17 protein-coding genes are annotated in these 21,447 nt (G+C 50.6%); all 17 read right to left on the bottom strand.

Annotated elements, in window-relative coordinates:
• Nucleotides 1–119: 119 nt before the first annotated feature.
• Nucleotides 120–962 (bottom strand): RluA family pseudouridine synthase, encoded by an 843-nt coding sequence (locus ACFSUC_RS02620; protein WP_379927890.1) that lies wholly within the window; start codon nucleotides 960–962, stop codon nucleotides 120–122.
• A gap of 13 nt (nucleotides 963–975) precedes the next feature.
• A complete protein-coding gene (hemG, locus tag ACFSUC_RS02625) occupies nucleotides 976–2,415 on the bottom strand; it encodes a protoporphyrinogen oxidase (RefSeq protein WP_379927891.1) in 1,440 nt (479 codons plus the stop codon).
• 3 nt (nucleotides 2,416–2,418) lie between these two features.
• Nucleotides 2,419–3,348 (bottom strand): ferrochelatase, encoded by a 930-nt coding sequence (gene hemH / locus ACFSUC_RS02630; protein ID WP_379927892.1) that lies wholly within the window; start codon nucleotides 3,346–3,348, stop codon nucleotides 2,419–2,421.
• A gap of 182 nt (nucleotides 3,349–3,530) precedes the next feature.
• Nucleotides 3,531–4,580, bottom strand: coding sequence for a uroporphyrinogen decarboxylase (gene hemE / locus ACFSUC_RS02635; protein WP_379927893.1), 1,050 nt, complete (start codon nucleotides 4,578–4,580; stop codon nucleotides 3,531–3,533).
• 220 nt (nucleotides 4,581–4,800) lie between these two features.
• The gene (hemL, locus tag ACFSUC_RS02640; protein WP_379927894.1) at nucleotides 4,801–6,102 is read right to left on the bottom strand and encodes a glutamate-1-semialdehyde 2,1-aminomutase; all 1,302 of its coding nucleotides are present in this window, start codon (nucleotides 6,100–6,102) and stop codon (nucleotides 4,801–4,803) included.
• A 26-nt stretch (nucleotides 6,103–6,128) separates the two neighbouring features.
• Nucleotides 6,129–7,127 carry a porphobilinogen synthase gene (hemB, locus tag ACFSUC_RS02645; RefSeq protein ID WP_379927895.1) on the bottom strand — a complete coding sequence of 333 codons (999 nt, stop codon included), beginning with the start codon at nucleotides 7,125–7,127 and terminating at the stop codon, nucleotides 6,129–6,131.
• A 67-nt stretch (nucleotides 7,128–7,194) separates the two neighbouring features.
• Nucleotides 7,195–8,748 (bottom strand): uroporphyrinogen-III C-methyltransferase, encoded by a 1,554-nt coding sequence (gene cobA / locus ACFSUC_RS02650; RefSeq protein WP_379927896.1) that lies wholly within the window; start codon nucleotides 8,746–8,748, stop codon nucleotides 7,195–7,197.
• 4 nt (nucleotides 8,749–8,752) lie between these two features.
• A complete protein-coding gene (gene hemC, locus ACFSUC_RS02655) occupies nucleotides 8,753–9,697 on the bottom strand; it encodes a hydroxymethylbilane synthase (RefSeq protein WP_379927897.1) in 945 nt (314 codons plus the stop codon).
• Between the two features lie 2 nt (nucleotides 9,698–9,699).
• On the bottom strand, nucleotides 9,700–10,425 hold the full coding sequence (locus tag ACFSUC_RS02660; RefSeq protein WP_379927898.1) for a precorrin-2 dehydrogenase/sirohydrochlorin ferrochelatase family protein: 726 nt from the start codon (nucleotides 10,423–10,425) through the stop codon (nucleotides 9,700–9,702).
• Between the two features lie 24 nt (nucleotides 10,426–10,449).
• Nucleotides 10,450–11,271, bottom strand: coding sequence for a cytochrome c biogenesis protein CcsA (gene ccsA / locus ACFSUC_RS02665; RefSeq protein ID WP_379927899.1), 822 nt, complete (start codon nucleotides 11,269–11,271; stop codon nucleotides 10,450–10,452).
• A gap of 20 nt (nucleotides 11,272–11,291) precedes the next feature.
• A complete protein-coding gene (gene hemA, locus ACFSUC_RS02670; protein ID WP_379927900.1) occupies nucleotides 11,292–12,737 on the bottom strand; it encodes a glutamyl-tRNA reductase in 1,446 nt (481 codons plus the stop codon).
• A gap of 174 nt (nucleotides 12,738–12,911) precedes the next feature.
• Entirely contained in the window at nucleotides 12,912–13,451 is a 540-nt protein-coding gene (locus ACFSUC_RS02675) for a hypothetical protein (protein ID WP_379927901.1), read from the bottom strand.
• 114 nt (nucleotides 13,452–13,565) lie between these two features.
• On the bottom strand, nucleotides 13,566–13,967 hold the full coding sequence (speD, locus tag ACFSUC_RS02680) for an adenosylmethionine decarboxylase (RefSeq protein ID WP_379927902.1): 402 nt from the start codon (nucleotides 13,965–13,967) through the stop codon (nucleotides 13,566–13,568).
• A 249-nt stretch (nucleotides 13,968–14,216) separates the two neighbouring features.
• Nucleotides 14,217–14,813: a non-ribosomal peptide synthetase module gene (locus ACFSUC_RS02685; RefSeq protein WP_379927903.1), complete on the bottom strand. Its 597-nt coding sequence runs from the start codon at nucleotides 14,811–14,813 to the stop codon at nucleotides 14,217–14,219.
• Between the two features lie 338 nt (nucleotides 14,814–15,151).
• A complete protein-coding gene (locus ACFSUC_RS02690) occupies nucleotides 15,152–18,214 on the bottom strand; it encodes an efflux RND transporter permease subunit (protein ID WP_449288685.1) in 3,063 nt (1,020 codons plus the stop codon).
• 244 nt (nucleotides 18,215–18,458) lie between these two features.
• Nucleotides 18,459–19,052: a ribosome biogenesis GTP-binding protein YihA/YsxC gene (yihA, locus tag ACFSUC_RS02695; RefSeq protein WP_379927904.1), complete on the bottom strand. Its 594-nt coding sequence runs from the start codon at nucleotides 19,050–19,052 to the stop codon at nucleotides 18,459–18,461.
• Entirely contained in the window at nucleotides 19,049–21,409 is a 2,361-nt protein-coding gene (gene lon / locus ACFSUC_RS02700; protein WP_379927905.1) for an endopeptidase La, read from the bottom strand. The genes yihA and lon overlap by 4 nt, the downstream gene beginning before the upstream one ends.
• Nucleotides 21,410–21,447: the final 38 nt, after the last annotated feature.

The following is a 21,447-nucleotide window of genomic DNA, read 5'->3' on the forward strand; positions in this document are numbered from 1 at the left end:
TATATATGAGAAAGGAAGGAGAGCATGACTAAATATTTTTCTCCAAATAGGAAGATGTACACCATGATGCCCGTTTTGTGGACACCGAAATGAAAATGAACGCTCAAAAAGCATTTCATCTAACCTCGAAGCACATCGAGCAAATTTTGCATATCGTGCGGCAGTCCTGCTTCTACCTGTATGCTTTCTCTGCTCCAAGGATGCATAAATTGAAGGCGCTGTCCATGCAAGGCCTGTCTCCTGAATGTGCCCACGGGCTTTCCGCCATACAAGGTATCTCCAATTAGCGGGTGGCCGAGATGCTGCATATGAACCCGAATCTGATGGGTACGTCCGGTCTCCAGCTGCAATTGCACAAAAGCGGCCTTTTCAAATGATTCCAACACCGTATAGTGGGTCACAGCCTCCTGTCCGGTTGGCGACACCCTCCTGCGTGTTGCATGGTGACGATCCCGACCTATCGCAGCTGAAATGGTTCCTTGTTCAGGCAAGCGCCAGCTTCCCGAACATAGAGCCACATACATGCGGTCAATCGCTTTGTTGCGCATATCCTCATCCAGTACCAGCCCCGCCCATTCATTCTTGGCATACAAAACAGGACCTGTGGTATCCAGGTCCAGTCGATGAATATGTTTCACGGCACACCTTTGCCCGGTCATGACGTAATGGCCAGCCACCCGATTCGCAAGCGTGTCCAGATCCTCAGGTGAGGAGGGATGAACGGCTACACCTGCCGGCTTGTTGACGACCAGGCAAAAATCATCCTCATAGCACACATCCAGCTCTTCGTAGGAAGGCTCGAAGCCATCATCCTGTTCCACAAACAGATGGAGTTTGATCAGCCCTTTCTCCTGTCTGATTCCATCCCGGGCACGCAATCGGCGCAGCCATTTCTCAGGCCATTGTCCAGGCCATTGGGATTCATCGATCAACAGCCACTCACCGGCTCTGCGCATGTGCATCGCTCATTTCTCTCTAAGTTTCATTCAACCGTTCAACAAGTTCCTCGGCCGCTTCCTTTCCTTGTGCGATACAATCCGGCAATCCGACTCCCTCAAAGGTCGCTCCGGTCATGCGGGTCATCGGATATTGGCTGGAAAGGGCCTCTCTCGCCTGCTGCATTCGTTCCCGATGTCCAATCGGATATTGCGGGAGTGAACGCTTCAAATGGGTTACCTCACTGAACAGCGGTGCTGCCTGGATGTCCATCAGTTCCGCGACATCCCGTCGTACCGCAGCAACCAGCTCTTCATCGGTCATGGATGCATATCGCTGATCGCCGGATCTGCCGACGTAGCAACGAAGGAGAATGCGACCGTCCTGCGCCGTGTGCGGCCATTTCACAGATGTCCAGGTGCAGGCTGTAATGAATCGCCCTTCTGTACGGGGAATGACAAACCCTGAGCCCTCATACGGAATCCGGGCGGTATTCGCCTCATAGGCCAGGACCACGTTGGCAACCGAGACGTATTCCATGTCCGCAAATGTCTGTACAGCAGGCACATCGGGGAAGAGTCTGGACAAGCCATAACCGGGTACCGTCACGATCAGAGCATCAGCCGTGAGCTGCTCTGGCCCGCTTTCACCTGTTACATGCACGATCTGTTGGCTTCCTTGTGTTTCAATGGCCTGTACATCGGTCTGCATACGGAATTCAACCTTCTGTTCCAACGCTTGCTCCAGCGCTTCCACGAGTGTGGACAAACCGTTGCGAAACGTAAGGAAGGTGGTGTTCTTGGCATAGTCCGGGAGACGATCTGAGGCTTGCGTTTGCTTGCGGCTCTGTACCATGCCCATAATCAGGCTGCGATATTTCTGTTCCAACTGCTGGAATTGCGGAAAAGTCGCACCGAGACTGAGCTTGTACGTATCCCCTGCATAAATGCCTGCTAGCAGCGGTTCCGCGATATTGTCCAGTACCTCGCGCCCCAGTCTCCGTTCAATAAAATGACCGAGTGACTCATCTCCGGCTGTTTTCTTCCGTGGCAATATGAGATCCATCGCCGCCCTTGCCTTGCCCTTCATCGAGATGAGGTTGGTCGAGATAAACGGTCTTACCTGAGTCGGAATCCCCAGCACGAGCCCCGGAGGCATCAGCTTCAGCTTGCCTTTTTGCAAAATATAGTTTTTGCGTGCCTTCGGATTGGTTGCGACCAGCTCCTGCTCAAGATTCAGTTCCCTGGCCAGTTCGATCATGGGCAGTTTTCGGGCCAGAAAGGAGTCTGGACCTTTCTCAATGACGAACCCCTGCTTGCGCAAGGTTTCGATTTTGCCACCCAGCTGTTTTCCTTTGTCCAGGATTGTGATATGTACCGGAATGCCGGCTTCCCTGGCTTTTTTTCCAGCATAAAAGGCGGCACTCAAACCGGTGATGCCGCCTCCCACAATGATCAACTGTTTGGTTTGCTTTGTCATGACTTATCCCTCCAGTTGCTCGTAAATAGCCTCCGCCAGACATTGCATATAGCGTGGATCGGAGTTCAAGGACGCTGTCCGTTCCAGCTGCGCTCCAAGCTCTTCAGCGAGCTGCTTGCACTCGATATCAATATCGTACAGCACTTCCAGATGATCAGAAACAAATCCAATTGGACAAATAAGCAAGTGCTTCTCTCCCTCTTCCTTCACCAAGCGCTCGATATCTTCCAGAATATCCGGGCCCAGCCACGGAACGCCTGTCTGTCCGGCGCTCTGCCAGGAAAATTGCCAGTTCGCAAGGCCGGTTCTGGCCGCGATCGCTTCCGACGTTTCCATCAGTTGCTGCGGATACGGGTCATTCATTTCCAGAATCCGTGCCGGCAAACTGTGCGCACTGAACAGCACCTTGACGTTCGATTTGTCTACCTGAAACTTTTGCAAAGCCGTTTCCACTCTCTCTACAAGCGCCGTGAGCAGCTCTGGCTGTAGATGATAGCTCTCTACGAACTGGATGTTCAGATCATGTTTGGCCGCCTGCTCCTTCGCCCGTTTGATATAGCTGCCTACGCTCATCGTGGAATAATGGGGAGCCAGTACGATGCCAACTGCCTGCGTGATGCCGTCCGCTGCCATTTGATCTATGCCGTCTTCAATGAACGGCGCAGCATGCTTGAGGCCCTGATAGCATACAAAAGAGCGGTCCGGAAACTGATCATTCAGCTTCTTCTGCAAGTTGGCTACCTGATCATTGGTATGCTGTCGAAGTGGAAAAAAACCGCCCACAATGGCATCATAACGGTCCGTCAGTTCTTTCAACTGCTCCGGTGAAGGGGGATTCCCCCGGCGAATGTGTGTGTAGTACGCTTCCACCTGATCCAGGCTTTCCGGTGTTCCATATGACATGACGAGTACACCGATTTTCGATTCGGACATGCTGCTTCCTCCTTAAGACCTGTTGGTTGCATTCGATCTGTATATGAACCCTCTGTGCATTGCTCTCAGTGCTCTGCTTTCCGTGCTTTTCTTTCTGTACTTTTCTTTCCGTGCTTTTCTCAGTTCTCAACTTTCAGCTATCCGCTATCGACTTGCACCTCGCAGGCAAGTTAGTCGGGCCATTACTTGGTTTGTTGAATCGCCTCTGCGGAGTAGGTCTGTATATATTCTGTCAGAATCCGCAACTTGTCGAGGGATGCCTCTGGGAACAGGCCATGACCAAGATTGAAAATATGTCCCGGCTGCTGTAGCCCTTCATCGATAATCTGTTTGGCAGCTGCATGAATGACCTCTTGCGGGGCCATGAGCAAGGTCGGGTCCAGATTGCCCTGAATGGTGAAACGATGTCCCGTTCGTTTGCGCGCCTCAGGAATAGGGACTCTCCAGTCCACCCCGACAACATCTGCTTTCAGACCGGACAAGGTCGGAAGCAGTTCACCCGAGCTCACTCCCGGAAAATAAATGGTGGCCACTTCTTCCGCTTCCAGTGCATTGAAAATCCGCTCAATGGTAGGAAGGACGAAGCGTTTGAAATCCGGTGCAGACAAGGCGCCTACCCAACTGTCAAATACTTGAACCGCTTTGGCACCTGCTGCAATGTGCGCCTTCAAATACGTGATCACCATATCGCCAAGTTTTTGCATCAGGAGAAACCAGACTTCAGGATGACTGTACATCAGTTCCTTCGTGCGCAAGTAGTTTTTGGATGGTCTGCCTTCAATGATATAACTGGCAATGGTAAAAGGCGCACCCGCAAAGGTAATGAGCGGAATGTCCAACTCACGATCCAGAATCCGGATGGTTTCAATCACATGACCGAGATCCCCTTCCACATCAATCGGCTTCAATGCCTCTACATCTGCAGCCTGTCTGATTGGATTCTCAATGACGGGACCAATGTTTTTAACGATATCAAAATCAATCCCGATTGACGCGACCGGATTCATAATATCGGAATAGAGAATGGCAGCATCCACGCCAAGCTTTCGAACCGGCATCAAGGTCACTTCAGCAGCCAGCTCCGGCTGTTGGCAAATTTCGAGCAAGGAATATTTCTCTTTGATTTTTCGGTATTCCGGGTCATATCGACCAGCCTGACGCATGTACCAAACTGGGGTATGCGTGACCGGTTCCTTTCGGCAGGCTCGCAGAAAAGTGTCATTAAAGGTCATTGAAGGATTCCTCTTTCTGTAGCGGGTATAGTCTTATTCGTCTCGTCATGCATGTCTTCCGTACCACGATCATTTATGTTCCATTATGCCCTTTTTTATGCATGGTCACAACGACTTAAGGCTCACTTTATCTTACAAATTCATGAACAAAGCTTTGACATGGATGCATGCATGAGAAAAAGAAGTCAGGACAGGCTGACTTCTCGGGTCATTCTCTTCATTACAGACGTTTTAGCGCCTCGCGGTGAGCTTCGATCGTCTGCTCAATATCCGAAGCGGTGTGAGCCGTAGATACAAACATGCCTTCGTACTGGGAAGGCGCGATGGATACACCGAGATCCAGCAAATGGCCAAAATACGCGGCGAAGCACTTCAGGTCAGAGGTACTAGCAGTCTCATAGTTCACGACATCCTGATCGGTGAAGAACGGGCAAACCATGGAACCTACCCGATTGATCGTACATGCCATGCCTTTTTCTGCGGCGTTCTGACGAAAGCCTTCCTCCAGCCTGGCACCTTTCTGTTCCAGTTCCTCATACACACCGGGTTCACCCAGCTTCATGAGGGTGGTATATCCCGCGACCATCGCAAGCGGATTGCCGGACAACGTGCCCGCCTGATAAATCGGTCCACTTGGTGCCACCTGCTCCATAATCTCACGCTTGCCGCCGTAAGCGCCGACCGGAAGGCCGCCGCCGATCACTTTGCCCAGACAGGTCAGATCCGGCGTTACGCCGAAACGTCCCTGTGCACTGTTCAAGCCGACTCGGAAGCCTGTCATGACTTCATCAAAAATCAGCAAGGAACCATAGCGCTCAGTGATCGTCCGCAGTCCTTGCAGAAAGCCTTCTGCTGGTGGTACAACACCCATGTTGCCCGCAACCGGCTCCACGATGACCGCGGCAATCTCCTCGCCAAACTGATCAAAGGCCAGCTTCACAGAAGCCAAATCATTATAAGGGACGGTAATCGTATGGGCCGCTGTGGCTTCCGTCACACCTGGACTGTCGGGCAGACCCAGTGTAGCCACACCCGATCCGGCTTTGATTAGCAGGGAATCCGCGTGCCCGTGATAGCACCCTTCAAATTTAAGTATTTTGTTTCGCTTGGTATAGCCGCGTGCAAGACGGAGGGCGCTCATCGTCGCTTCCGTACCTGAATTCACCATGCGAACCACTTCGATGGAAGGAACACGATCCACGACCAGCTGGGCCATGCTCGTTTCGAGTTCAGTAGGCGCGCCAAAGCTGGTGCCGCGTTCTGCCGTCTGCTTGATCGCCTCTACCACTTCAGGATGTGCATGTCCGAGAATCAGGGGTCCCCATGAGCCGATGTAGTCAAGGTACGTGTTGCCGTCGATATCCCAGATACGCGATCCCTTGCCCTTTTCAATAAAGGGAGGGGTGAGCGATACGGACTTAAAGGCCCGTACCGGGCTGTTTACGCCACCTGGAATGATTTTTTTGGCCGCTTCAAAGGCCTCTCTGGATTTCGTATCGATTCGTTTTGGTTGTTGCGTCATCTCTTCACTCCCTGTCCGTATCTGATTCAATGCCGACCGGTCTGCAACCATCTGGCCGCATCCTTGGCATGGTAAGTCAAGATCAGGTCTGCACCTGCCCGTTTGAAAGAGAGCAAGGTTTCCATCACGATGGCTTCCTCCTGGATCCATCCCTTCTCCGCAGCTGCCTTCACCATCGAATATTCGGCACTGACATTATAGACCGCGATAGGGAGGTCAAATTCATCACGGAGCTGCCGCACCACATCCATGTAGGAAAGGCCGGGCTTTACCATGAGAATGTCTGCCCCTTCTTCCGCATCTGACCGCGCTTCCCGCATGGCTTCTCTGCTGTTTGCAGGGTCCATCTGGTAGGTTTTGCGATCCCCGAACTGCGGAGCGGAATGCGCCGCATCCCGAAACGGCCCATAATAGGCTGATGCATACTTGACGGCATAGGACATGATCGGAATGTGGGCATATCCTGCCTGGTCGAGTCCTTCACGAATCGCATGCACGAACCCGTCCATCATATTGGACGGAGCGATGATATCAGCTCCCGCCTCCGCTTGGGAGACAGCGGTTTTGACGAGCAGATCCAATGATGCATCATTCACGATGATAGCATGTCCATGCCCGCAGCTTTCGACTACCCCGCAATGACCATGCGTCGTGTACTGACAGAGACAGGTATCGGCAATAACGAGACAATCCGGTGCCAGCTCCTTGATTTTTCGGGTGGCCTGCTGGACGATGCCATCGGCAGCAAACGCAGAAGTTCCGATCTCATCCTTGTGATCGGGCACGCCAAACAGCAAAACGGCTTCAATACCGAGTTCCGTTACTTCCTTGATTTCCTGCTCCAGTCTGTCCAGTGAAAAATGATAGACACCCGGCATGGACGGGATTTCATGTTGTATCCCCTCCCCTGCCGTTACAAATATCGGATAGATCAAGTCCTGTACCGTCAGTCGATGCTCTCTAACCACGCTTCGCAGCGCAGAGGTATTGCGCAGTCTGCGGTGTCTGTGTACCGGGTAGCTCATTGAATCTGCTCCTTTCTGACTTTCCTATCATTCCATTTTCGATTTCTCTGTTGACCCTCTCATGTTCTCAGCTGGTCGTTGCATCTATGTGACGACCTTGTCCGGACATCACTTCAATGAAGGAGTCCAGTGTGGCCTCATCTGCGATCATATTGACTTCCAGGCCAACTTCCTGTGCCGTTTGAGCCGTAATCGGCCCAATACAAGCGATATCCAGTCCCTTTGTCAGCGCTTTGACATCTCTTCCCTTGGCTTTGAGCAATTCAGCAAAATGACGAACAGTCGAAGAGCTTGCAAAGGAAAGGATATGCAGTTCTTTCTGTTCAAGCAGATGAATCAACTCGTCCGCCTGCTCCACACACGGCACGGGTTCATAGATGTTGATCTCATCCACGACCAGCCCCTGCGAGATCATTTGTTCAGAAAGCCATTTTCTTGACAGGCTGGACTTTGGAAACAGGACCTTTTGCTCCTTCTCAACCCGCGTGGCTATGGCCGCCCATACGCCCTCCTGCTGGTATTGATCCGGAACCGCCTCTGGTATGATTCCTCTGGCGTTTAATTCCTCTGTTGTCTTCGGTCCCACTGACACCATTTTGGCACGATGCAGCTTGCGAATATCGATGCCCTCTCGCTTGAGCGCGTCAAAGAAATATTCAACCGCATTCACGGATGTAAATACGATCCAGTCGTACGTCTCCAACTGACCGAGCGCCTGCCTCATTTTTATCTGCTCCTGTTCAGAAGAAACAGGTTCCAGCCTCAGAAGCGGCAATTCATAAGGTTCTCCACCCAGTTCATCAATTTTCTGTACGAGCTCGCTGGCCTGCTCTCTGGAGCGGGTGACCAGGATGCGTTTTCCGAATAAAGGAAGCTTCTCATACCAGGCCAGCTGTTCACGGAGCTTGACCACATCTCCGACGATGATAACGGCTGGCGCCTTGAAATTCGCCAGTCTTACTTTCTCGGCAATATCAGCCAGCGTTCCAACCAGGGTTTCCTGTTCCACCCGTGTACCCCAACGGATCAATGCCACGGGTGTACTGGCGGCTCTGCCATTTTTCTGAAGTTGCTCGCTGATGTATTCAATCTTCGCGACACCCATTAGAAAAATAAGGGTGTCTGAAGCAGTCGACACCTTTTCCCAATTGATCGTGGAATCGAGCTTCTCAGGCTTCTCATGACCCGTCACAACAGTAAAGGAAGTGTTGTATTCGCGGTGTGTGACCGGAATCCCGGCATAAGTCGGCACGGCAATGGCCGAAGTGATTCCCGGTATAATCTCATACGGCACTTCGTGCTGCACGAGCAGGTGAGCTTCCTCTCCCACTCGGCCGAACACACTCGGGTCCCCGCCCTTCAAGCGGGTGACCGTCTTGCCCTGCAGAGCCAAATCCACGAGCAGCTGATTGATTTCCTCCTGCTTCATGGTATGGCGATCCGGCAGCTTGCCCACGTAGATTTTCTCCACGCCGGGTCTGGCGTAAGCAAGCAGTCGAGGACTCGCCAATCGATCATAGACAATTGCATCCGATTTGAGAATGGCTTCCAGTCCTTTTACGGTGATCAGCTTTGGATCTCCGGGTCCGGCTCCAACCAGATATACTCTCCCTGTCTTCAATTCATCATCCCCTAAAACGTTCCAGAATGCGTTGTGCCCCTTGGGCCATCAGTTCATCCGCAATCGCAAGCCCCAGCTGTACCGGGTCTGTACCCTGCTTCGTGGACTTCAATATCTGACTGGTGTCCGGGTCTCCAATCAAGCCCGTGCACGTAATGAGACCTTCCTCATCCGTCCCTTCATTTCCCACCGTCGCATACGCCCCGATCGGGACCTGACAGCCACCGTTGCAGGCAGCGAGGAAAGTCCGCTCTGCCGTCACAGCCGTCACTGTCTGAGGATGGTGGTAGAGCCTCAGCAAGGCCAACAGCTCCTCATCATCTTCCCGGCATTCAATCCCCAGCGCTCCCTGTCCAACCGCAGGTACACTAATTTCTACGGGCAGGAACTGATGCACCCGATCTTCCCATCCCATCCGCTTTAATCCGGCTGCGGCCAGTACGATGGCGTCGAAACCTTCAGTCTGAAGTTTTTTGATGCGTGTATCTATATTTCCCCGAATCCATTTCACTTCCAATTCAGGACGGTAGGCTTTGATTTGCGCCATTCTTCTCAAGCTGCTCGTTCCGACGACGGCACCTTCAGGCAAGTCATCGAGTTGAGCGCCATTTTTGGTAATCAGGCAATCCCGCGGGTCTTCGCGCTCCGGAATCGCACCGAGGACGAATCCCTCACGCAGTTCTGCCGGCACATCCTTCATACTATGTACGGCGATATCGATTTCCTTATCGTAGAGCGCCTGCTCTATTTCTTTCACAAACAGACCTTTTCCGCCCACCTTGGAAAGGGTGACGTCCAAAATCTGATCCCCTTTGGTCACGATTTTCTTAATGCCAAACTCAAACGAAAATCCATGTTTCTCACACAGTGCTTGCAAATCCTTGATCACGTGCTCGGTTTGAGTCATAGCCAGTGCGCTCTGTCTTGTTCCTACGATTATGTTGCGCATATTCAACCTCCTCTTCCTTCTCTGTCTCTTTCTACTCTGCCTTTTTCTTCTCTGCCTATTTCCATTGTATCCCTATCAAGCGAAACCGTGCGGGAAAGCTCTGCTTCCAGCTCTTGCCTGACCTTCGGCCATTCCCCATTCTCCACACGCGTTAGAATATCCTCCGTAACGACACGGGCAAGCAGTTCTTTTTTGCTTGCCGCATCCTGCACCTGATGTTTCACACGCTCTCGAAATGCATGCAGCCACGCCACATATGGTTCATAGCATGCGCCATACTGCTCGGACAGCCGTTTCGAAATGAGTTGGGTCAGCTTCGGACTTGCCCCATTGGTGGTGACGGCGAGCTGCAGCAGTCCACGCTGGACAACAGCGGGAAATCGGACATCTCCTTCAGCGGCCTGATGGGCCGCATTCACCCAGATCCCTGATGCTCTGGCATCCTCCGCAACCTCCCGATTCAACTCCGCCTGGTCCGTGGCGATGACCACGAGGGAAGAACCCTCGATATCCCCTTTGCGGTACGGCCTTTCTTCCAGCCACAATCGGCCTTCCGTCGCCCACTGGTGAAATGCGGGATCGCAAACAGGCGCAATGACAACAAGTTCCGCACCATAGAAAAGCAATTCCTGCGCTCTACGCGCAGCCACTTTCCCTGCTCCGACTATTGTACACCTTTTGCCAGACAAGTCCAAAAAGACCGGAAAGCCTGCTGCTTGTTCTCGCACATCCATCACATCCATACTCGTATGTTAGTGTAGGGAAGAAACATAATTCACCACAAACAGGTTCAAGAGCAACACCCCGCTGCAGCATACGTTCAGCCATGCTCTCCGTTTGCCGGACGTGCCCCGCCGATAATGGAGCAATACATAGACGACATACATGATCAGCAGTCCAATGGTGCTGCCCACCTTCACATCCATCAGCATCGACAAATCTCCGATAATGATAATCCAGATCAAGGCGAACAGCAGCGAGAGGACCAGCAGACCTGCGCCCGCCACCACACTGCGAAACGCATAGGCATCAATACGATCCAGACTCGGCAGCTTGTTCAGCAGGGCAGACCATTTTTTTTGCTTCAATTTCCGATGCAGAAACAGATAGGTGCCCGAGAAAATAGCGCCGAGTGCAAAGATGGAATAGCCGGAAAGGGCAAACAAAATATGAATAAAAATAAACGGCTCTTCCTGATGCCATTCGGCCGTCGATTCGATCGCAGCTGCCGGATTGAAAAACAGGGACGACAACAAGAAGCAGAACGCCGACACACTTACAAAAAAGAAGATCCAGTCCATCCGAAAGACTAGGAGCAAGATCAATGACAACGTTCCCAGAATCCAGGCCAGAAAAAACAAGGTTTCAAACATGCTGTACACCGGTATATAGGTGGTCGCGGAAACCCTGAAGATAAAAAAAAGGCTCTGGAGTACCCAGACAAAAGTAAGCAACCCTGTGCCTACTTGCTTGGCAAGCGGATTTTTTCTTCCGAAAAGGTCCGCTGAAAAAAACAAGAGGCTCAGGGCATACATATAGACCATGAAATTATAAAAGGTTTGTTCAAAAACCATCGCTTATCTCAACCCGCTTCCTATGTTCGGGCTAAAACCGGATTCGTTTGGGGAAAGGTGAACAGGGTTCTCTCATCCTTTGGCTCGCCCTTTGGCTCGCCCTGCGGCTCGTCGACTGGCTTGTCAATCTCCGTTGCCCTTTGCTTCTTCTCTGCAAACTGGCGGTTCGCGAGCGCCAACTTCTCTTCACGGGATTCGAGCACGTCCTCGAGCGCAAAAAACTTGGTAAACAGTTCAATGCTCTCGTGGCTGTTCTTGTCTGTCGCCATTTCCTTCAGGTTCAAGATCGGATCATGCATCATCTGATTGACGATGCTCTTCGTCAGCTTGCGAATGACTTTCTTCTCGCGCTCATCCAGGTCAGGGAGCTTGTTGAACATGCTCTCCATTGTCTCCTGATGTATACGAGCGGCTTTTTCCTGCAGTGCGCGAATTACAGGCGTCACGCCGAGCGTCTTGTACCACTGTTCAAAAGCCAGAATTTCCGTATGAATCATATCATATATTTTAGCAGCTTCCTGCTTTCTCTGCTCCAGATTACTCTCCACAATTCCTTCGAGATCATCAATATCGTAAAGGAAAACATTCTCCACATGATGAACATCCGGATCAATATCGCGGGGTACTGCAATATCGATGAAGAAGATCGGTCGAGCCTTGCGGTTTCTCATGGCCTGCTCTACCTCATCACGGGTGAGTACCGCCTGCTTCGAACCGGTAGAACTGATGACAATGTCTGCATCTGCGAGCGTCTCCTGCAATCGATCCATCCCGGTTGCCTTGCCCTGGAATCGGCTGGCCAGCTCTTCAGCGCGTTCGACTGTACGATTGACGACCGTGACCTGATTGGCCCCATTTTCCACCATGTACTTGACAGTCAGCTCACTCATTTTGCCTGCGCCCACAATCAGCACATGCTTGTTCTGAAAGTGTCCGAAGATGCGTTTGGCCAGTTCCACAGCTGCATAGCTAACACTGACGGCATTTTCCCCGATAGACGTTTCAGAATGAGCCCGCTTGGCTAGTGTGATCCCTTGCTTGAAGAGCATATTGAACAGCGTACCCGTTGCCTTTTGCTGCTGGGCAGTCAAGAAAGCATCCCGCACCTGACCGAGAATCTGTGTTTCGCCAATGACCATGGAGTCCAGACCCGAGGTGACCTTGAATAGGTGCTCGATCGCATCATGGTCTTCATATATATACAGATGCTGTGTGAACTGCTCACGCGGGATACCGAACCAGTTTTCCATAAACGTTCTGATATGATATCCGCACACTTGCATGCGATCCACTACCGCATAGATTTCCGTTCGATTACAGGTGGACACGATGACACATTCCAAGATGCTCTTGGTTTGCTTGAGTATGCCCAGTGCTTCGGTCAAACGCTGCTCAGGCAGTGAAAACTTCTCACGAATCTCCACAGGAGCAGTCCGATAGTTCAACCCTACAGCTAAAATGTGCATGTGATTCCCACCTTTCTGTTGAAATAACAATTCTCATTATAGCATAACTCGACTAGCTTCTAGACAGAAAATATGAAGAAAGTTAGAACCTTTCGTGACGACCAAAGGCTCTCCCTTTCTTCACATAGTATGTGTTTTTACCTAAATTGACATACTTTCCCTTGCCGCATTCCGTCAGGATTCCGCGCCATACTGCTGAAGCTGTTTCAGCCGATTGCTCAGATCCGCATCTGCCTGCTGCATCGCTTCGACTTCTGAGGCATAGAGATGACCATCTGAAGCCATCATCTTCCGATAGGATGCAAACAGAGGATCATAGGCATCTGCGAGCTGTTGCAGACCCTCCTGTTCGGTAGCAGACAGTTCTCTGGCTCCTGCGATTTGCAGGCGGAGAATGAACGCCATAAGCTCCTGAAGTGATGCAAGTGAGGATAGCTTGCCGCCGGCTGTCGAACGAACGAGCCGTTCATGGACATAGTGAGCCGCATAGGCGGTCTGTTTCAGCATGTCCAGCTCTTCCGTGCTTCGCAGTCGTGCGGTATCATCGAGATGATGACCGAGCATTTCAATTTGAAACAAGGAAACCTCGTACAGCATTTGCATGGCGTCCTCTCCATCATCACCCGCACTTAGCATATGGCGAAGCTGATACACCGGAACGAGGATCAGCACTGCGATCACCGTGCCTGCCAACATTTTTTTAAATCGAGTCAAGACCATTCCCTCCCCGGACCATGAACTTGTACGTTCCATTCTCATTGTATGGGGAGGGCAGAAAATAAATAACCATGGATGCAAGCATCCATGGTTACCCAACATTGGCTATCATTATTTTACAGTTTGCACTAGCTTACAAACCGGTTCTTCAACCGTCAGTTCGCCAAGTCCACGTACTAGTTTTTTCGCATATACTCGGTCAGGCTGCAGCACAGCAATCAGAGAATCGATCGCAATTTGCGGATCGACCGTTTCACCACAAGTGTAGCAATCAATGGCTGCAAATCCTTTCTCAGGATACGTATGAATCGAGAGATGACTTTCTGAGAGTAAAACGAGTACCGTTGCCCCTTGCGGCTCGAATTGTTTTCCTTGTACAGATAAAACTGTAGCACCAGATGCTTCTGCCGCCTCTACCATTTGAGCTTCCAACCATTCTGCGTCGTTCAATTTCTCAAATTGAACTCCCCAAGTATCAACAGCAACGTGTCTTCCGAAAGTTGAGTATTCCATCTTTCGGTTTCCCCCTTCCTAGGAATAAAATAAACTGGATTTCATCCACTAGGACCTACGTCATTCACTTCTCGAGGGAATATACTCTCGCAACATATAATGTCCTGAGATTCCTGAGTGAATCCTGGTTCCTATTCAAATAACGTCAACGAAGAATAAAATAACATCTATCGGCGATAATTGCAAGACTTTTTACAAAAAAATTAAAAAAACCTTTTCCTGAAAAGGAAAAGGTCTTGGATTCAAAATTCAAGCTTCGAGCGCAAACAGTTGCTGTGCAAGGGTGTACAGTTGCTGATCCAGTTCAACTCGCGCCTGCGCATGCATCTGCTGATTGCGCAGATCCAGCAGACGGTCTACTTCCGTGCGCAAAAGCTCAATTTCCGCTTCTGCCTGGAGCTGCATATATTGTTCCTCCAGCAAGGCAGCGGTATGCTTGTAGGCATAAACGAGCCGTTCTTCTCCCGCTTTATGCTCCACAATCTGTACGACACAGCCATGCTTGTATTCATAAGCCATCACATAAGCAGGATAAATACGATGTACCAATGCGTCCCCTTTATACTTGCTGAGAGCTTTACGCATCGTGTTTGCCAGTTTCAAATTGGTGAATCGGCATGATCCGTTCAACTCGTAATAAGATTCCTTGCGTTCAAAAGACAATGTAACATGTTCACTAGAATCGAAATCGTGGATCCCAACCTCCTGATCTCCGTTTTCGTACACTTTCGTTTGCAGCGCAATCTGTTGGTTCAGACCCGCAAACAAATCCACAAACTCCAGCAATTCGGCTTCCGTTAGTTTTAAGCAGGTCTTGACATAAACTGTCTCTAACCGCCTAGCCATAAAAATCCCTCGATTCTGTTTTTTGGAAAAGGCGCTTTGTTTTCAAAGACTTCTCTTCAATAAACATTATACTACAGGTGATTGGAATATTCCTACTGCTCCACATTGCGAATTTACACAAAATTGAAGAAATCATGCAATGCCGCATTATTAACCGAATAAAACCGTTGAAATGCTCTGCCATTCGTTTAAATTCAAATACAGAGACCCTGCCCCGAACACGAATTGTACGTGCAGGGCAGGGTCTCTCTAAATGATACAGGGTTTGATTCAGTTAGATGAATCCATGGCATGAATCCATTGTATCGTTCCGTATGATGATTTCTTGGCAGACTGCCTTATTTCTGAGCCGCTCTTTCCTTGCGAATTGAACGGTAAAACGCAATCTCATACATGACTGGTACAAACAGAAGGGTGAGCAATGTAGAGGTGGTCAAGCCGCCGATGACGACGACCGCCAGCCCTTTGGAAATCAATCCCCCTTCCGGCGTAGAGAAGGCAAGTGGCAGCAGTGCAGCGACCGTAGCAAAGGCCGTCATCAGAATCGGTCGAATCCGAGTCTTGCCTGCCTCAACCAGTGCTTCACGGATCGGCTTGCCTTCCTCTCTGTTCTGGTTCACCCGATCCACGAGTACGATCGCATTGGTTACAACGATCCCCACGAGCATCAGGAAGCCGATCATGGCACTCATGGAAAGCGGCTCATTGGCCAGCACCAAACCAACGACAGCGCCAATCGGTACAAACAGCAATGAAGTGAGGATGACAAATGGCAATCTGGCTTTACCGAAGAAAATAAGCATTGTCAGATACACCAGACCGATCGCAATGACAATGGCGACCAACAAATCCTGCAAGGTCTGGGCAGTTTCATCTGAGCCGCCGCCTGCTTCAAAACTGACCCCTTCCGGCAGGTCCAGCTCCTGAACGGCTTCCTTCACTTCCGCAGATACCCCAAACGTATCGTTGCCAATGATCTGGGCGGAAATGCGGGCAAACACCCGCTCATCGAGCTTCTGTATTTGTGTGACGACGTCTTCCTGCTTCACCTCAGCAATTTCCTTCAGGGCAATTGGCCCCTGCTGAGTGAACAGTTGCAGGTTCTCCAGCTCTTCCTGACTGGAGAGCTCACGGTCATACGTAATCTCGATTTCGCGATTCTCTCCATTCAATTCATAGGGCCCAACTTGAATTGGCTGGGTTTGCTCACTGATCAGCCCGAGCACCTGGAACGGCGAAACACCTGTTTCCCTGACTTTCGACGCATCCAGCTCCACGGTCCACTGGGCTTGTTTTTCCTGCATGTTGTTGGTCACATACTTCAGATCGGATCGCTCAGTCAGATATTGTTCAACCTGAGACGCCGCTTCAGTCAAACGATTCGAATCGCTGGCAAACAGGTCGATGTCGATGGTATTGTTTGACGGTGGTCCCGATGTGTTCATCTCCATCACACTGATGACAGCTTCAGGCTGTATACGCTCCGCAATCTCTGCAAACTCCCCTTCAATCTCCGGAATCGCCTGATCGATATCGACATCCTCAGCAAGCTCCACAAAAAATTGCAGTCGATTTGCTTTGGCCGATGAGGTCATATAATCATACGTACCGATAGCAGCGAAAACTTTCGGATAGCTCTCTTCCTGCTCCATCAGTCGCTCTTCCAGCTTGATGGACAGCTCATTGCTTGCCTCAAGTGGTGTAGAGGCAGGCAGGTTCACTTCGGCAGAGATGAGCTTCTGCTTCTCATTGGGCAGGAAGACAAATCCAAGAGATGGAACTGGAATGAGCGCGACCACGAGAAGAACAATCGCTATCCCGATTGAAATCCATTTGTGATTCAGCGACCAGCGAAGGGTTTTCTCATAGCCTCTAACGTATCTGCCTTCCTTCTCAGGCGTATCCTTGACCCGCTTGAAGGAAAATCTCGACAGCACCGGAATGACCGTTACCGCGACCACGAGAGAAGCGAGAAGTGCGATGACGACCGTCAGGGCAAACGGAAGAAAGAACGCTCCGGTAATGCCCCCCACCAGCCCCAGTGGCATAAAGACCACGATAGAAGTCAATGTAGAAGACAGGATCGGGCTGATCATCTGTTTCGTACCGGCATAGGTCAGTTCGGAACGATTTCCGTTTGGCTGCAAACGAATTTTGCGATACACATTCTCAATGACGATAATACTGTCATCCACGACCCGGCCGACCGCCACGGCCATGCCAGCCAGACTCATAATGTTCAGCGTGTAGCCGAGCCATTTGAGGAAAATCGCGGCAATGAGCAGGGAAAGCGGGATCGAGATGATGGCAATCAGGGTTGCACGAATGTTACGCAGGAACAGCAGAACCGCCAGTGAAGCAAACAGGGCCCCAAACAAGCCTTTCTCAACCAGCTCGCTGATGGACAGCTGAATGCCTTCTGCCTGGTCAAAGGTCGTCACATATTCGATCTTGTCTGTATACGTATCCAGCGCCTCAAATACGCGCTCCACGACTTCCACGGTGTTCGCATTCTGCTTCTTGTTGATCAGCAGGGAGACACTGTCCTTCATATTGTATCGGAAGTATTCGGACTTCTCGTTGACTTCCTCAAAGGTAGCCAGATCGCCTAACTGAACTGTCCCGCCCGTCACCGGGGAAGTGAAGCGAATAGCCTCGATCTGCTCGAGGGTTGACAGCTTCTCACTCACTTTGACGGGGATGACGATCGATTCCGTGTCCACGGTCCCCGCTGGGAAGGAGAAGTAGGAAGATTGAATAGCTTCCTTGATGGCATTCAATCCGACGCCATTCTGAAGCGCCTGCTGCTTGTTCACCTCAAGACGGAGGAATTGCTGGGGAACGGCGGAAATCCCGACACTGTTTACCCCTTCAATCTTTTGAAGCTCCGGCTTCAATTCATTCTGCACCCACTCATCTACTGGGCCTTCTCCTACAGGGAACAAAGCCATGCTTACGACCGGAATCGCACCAAACGAGAAGCGATCCACACTGGTGGTAATGTCTTCAGGCAGGGAAACCTTGGAGAAGATTTCATTCACCTGCTGGGAGGCTTGCTCCATGTCATGTCCGAACGGATAGGTGAGCTGAATACGGGAGACACTCTCCATGGATTGACTGGTCATGGAATCCAGATCCTCCAGGCCCTTGAACTCTTTCTCCAGCACAGTCGTTACTTTGTTGTCCACGTCACCTGGTGATGCCCCCGGGTAAATAACGGTGACCGACAGTTGTGGGGCTTCGATGTCAGGAAGCAGGTCTGTTTTCAGTGTCTGAAATGAAAACACACCTACTCCAAGCAGCAGGATACTTAATATGAGGATGGCTGCCGGGTTTTTTAAACTAAAACGGGCTAAAAACTGCATGTTTAATTCCTCCAATTGAATTGATGGCTTCTCCATGCCTCTCAGGCTCCCTTGCGCAACCTGGTGCATGAATCTGATTTCTAGTCTTATTGTATATACTTTGTATAATGTTTGTCAATAGTTTTCTTGTTTACAAGGAAAGACAGCCTGTCATACCTTTATGTTCATCAGTTTGGCATTAGAACCTGTCGGGTTATTCGCATAGACGCTATCCATTTTCAGGGCCGGATCACGGAACACTCGACAAAAAAACCGCAGCTGTCATCCCAGCTGCGGTCATTCATTCTGCTTGTTTATAAAAGGATTGGATAACGTCCCAAAGTTCATCCCGACCCATACCGGATTCAGAGGAAAACAATACGAGCGGGTCTTGTTTTCTACGTCCAATCGTTTGTTCAATCTGCCGGACATGTGCGCCCCATTTGTTTTTGGAGATTTTGTCTGCTTTTGTGGCTACAATGATGCACGGGATATTGAAATGGAGCATCCAGTCGTACATTAACTGATCATCTTTGGATGGCGCATGCCGGATGTCGAGAACGAGTAATACCGCTTTCAGCGGCTCCCGGTTCAACAAGTAGGCCTCGATCATTTTCCCCCACTTTTGCCGTTCGCTCTTAGACACTTTCGCATAACCGTATCCCGGAAAATCAACAAAGTAAATTTCGTCATTGATTCTGTAATAATTAAGTTGCTGTGTTTTTCCAGGCTGAGAGCTTGTCCTCGCCAGATTTTTACGCTGGATCAGTTTATTAATCAGCGAGGACTTGCCTACGTTAGAGCGCCCTGCCAGCGCAAACTCTGGCAAGGCATCATCCGGATACTGGTCAGGTCCTACCGCCGAAATGATAAATTCGCTCTGATGAATTTTCATGTTGCTGTCTCTCCTTCGGGAGAAGGATGCGAGGCAGATACAAAAGCATGCTTCAGCACTTCATCCATATGGGCAACCGGAATAAAGGTCATCTCACCCTTTACACTTTCCGGAATGTCCTTCAGGTCCTTCTCATTGTCTTTGGGCAACAAGACCGTTGTAATCCCCGCCCGATGGGCTGCAAGCGACTTCTCCTTCAACCCGCCGATGGGAAGCACTCTGCCGCGCAGCGTAATTTCCCCGGTCATGGCGACTTTACGGGAAACTTGTACCTGGCTGAGCAGCGAGATCATGGCAGTCGCCATCGTTATTCCTGCAGAAGGTCCGTCCTTTGGAATGGCGCCTTCCGGAATATGAATATGAATATCTTTCGTCTCAAACAAGCTTTCATCAATTTGGAACTGGCTTGCTCTCGAGCGAGCGTAGCTTAAGGCGGCCTGCGCGGATTCCTTCATGACATCGCCGAGCTTGCCGGTAAGGGTCAATTTCCCTTTGCCCGGCAGCAGCGCTGCTTCAATCGTCAGGGTATCTCCGCCTACTTCCGTCCAGGCAAGTCCTGTTACACTGCCAATCTGATCCTCTTCCTCTGCCATTCCATATCGAAATTTCTCAGGTCCGAGATATTCCGGGAGATCAGTCGGCGTAATCTGTACTTTCTCCAGGCTCGTGTCCGATACAATCGCCTTGGCGGCTTTTCGTGACAGGGAGGCCATCTGCTGCTCCAGATTGCGAACACCGGCTTCACGGGTATACTCCCGAACGACCTTGAGCAGGGTATCTTCCTGCACATCGAGCTGCGTTTCTTCCAGTCCGTGATCACGTTTTTGCTTCGGCAATAAATACTTCTGGGCAATTTGCAGCTTTTCAGGCTCGGTATAACCGGAAATATAGAGCACTTCCATCCGATCCAGCAATGGACGAGGAATGGTATGAATAGCATTGGCTGTCGTAATAAACATCACATTGGACAGATCAAACGGCAGTTCTATAAAATGATCGCTGAACGTGGCATTTTGCTCCGGGTCCAGCACCTCCAGCAGGGCCGAGGCAGGATCTCCTCTGAAATCCATCGACATTTTATCAATCTCATCCAGCAGAAATACCGGGTTGTTCGTGCCGGCTGTTTTCATGCCCTGAATGATACGGCCTGGCATCGCGCCGACATACGTTCTGCGGTGACCGCGAATTTCAGCCTCATCGCGCACGCCGCCTAATGAAATACGAACAAACTCACGTCCCAGTGATTTGGCGATGGAGCGTCCAAGCGAGGTTTTCCCTACGCCAGGTGGTCCGACAAAGCACAGGATCGGGCCTTTCAGTTTTTTGACCAGCTTTTGCACTGCCAGATATTCGAGCACACGCTCCTTGGGCTTCTCCAGTCCGTAATGATCCTCGTTCAGGATGTCTTCCGCTTTTTGAATATCGAGATCATCCTCGGTCTGCTTGTACCAGGGAACGGCGAGCAGCCATTCAATATAGTTCCGAATGACCGAGCCTTCAGCGGAGGCGGCGGGCATTTTCTCAAGTCGGTCAATTTCCTTCTCTATCTTCTCCTTGACCTTCTCCGGAACCTTGGTTTCATTCAGTTGTTCCCTCAGTTCATCCGCTTCAGCTGCCCGTCCTTCCTTCTCGCCCAGCTCTTTCTGGATCGCTTTCATCTGCTCACGCAAGTAATATTCCTTTTGCGTTTTTTCCATTTGCTTTTTTACGCGCTGACTGATCTTTTTCTCTATTTCCAGCACTTCCAGCTCGTTTTTGAGCATGTTCAGCAGCGTTTCCAGCCGCTTCATGACGTCTGCCGTTTCCAGAATCTCTTGTTTGTCCTTGATCTTGACACTGAGGTGGCTGCTGATCACATCCGCCAGCCTGCCCGGTTCCTCAATATCACTAACGGCTGCGAAGGTTTCTGGAGAAACCTTCTTGGAATACTGGGTGTACTGTTCGAAATGATTCAACACCATTCGCATCAGCGCATGAAGCTCGACCCGGTTGTCCGGTGCTTCCTCCCATTCCAGTGCCATGACTTCGTAAAATTCTTCGTTTTCTGTATATGCCTGTATTTCTGCTCTTGAGACCCCTTCAACCAATACCCGAATCGTGCCGTTTGGCAATTTCAGCATCTGTCTGACCTTTGCAATGGTTCCAATCTTGAAGATATCCTCCTGATTCGGCTCTTCAATATCCACTTCTGCCTGTGTGCAGAGCAGGATCAAGTTGTCCTCGATCATCGCCTTTTCCAGAGCCTTCACAGATTTGTCTCTACCTACGTCAAGATGCAACACCATGCTGGGATACACCAACAGACCTCGCAAAGGAAGTAGAGGGAGTTTCCGCTGATTCTCTTTTTGTGCTCCCAATTGATTTGCACCTCCAATAGACTATCGCTAGATGTGTG

The sequence above is a fragment of the Marinicrinis sediminis genome (assembly GCF_042685085.1).
GTDB lineage: Bacteria > Bacillota > Bacilli > Paenibacillales > KCTC-33676 > Marinicrinis > Marinicrinis sediminis.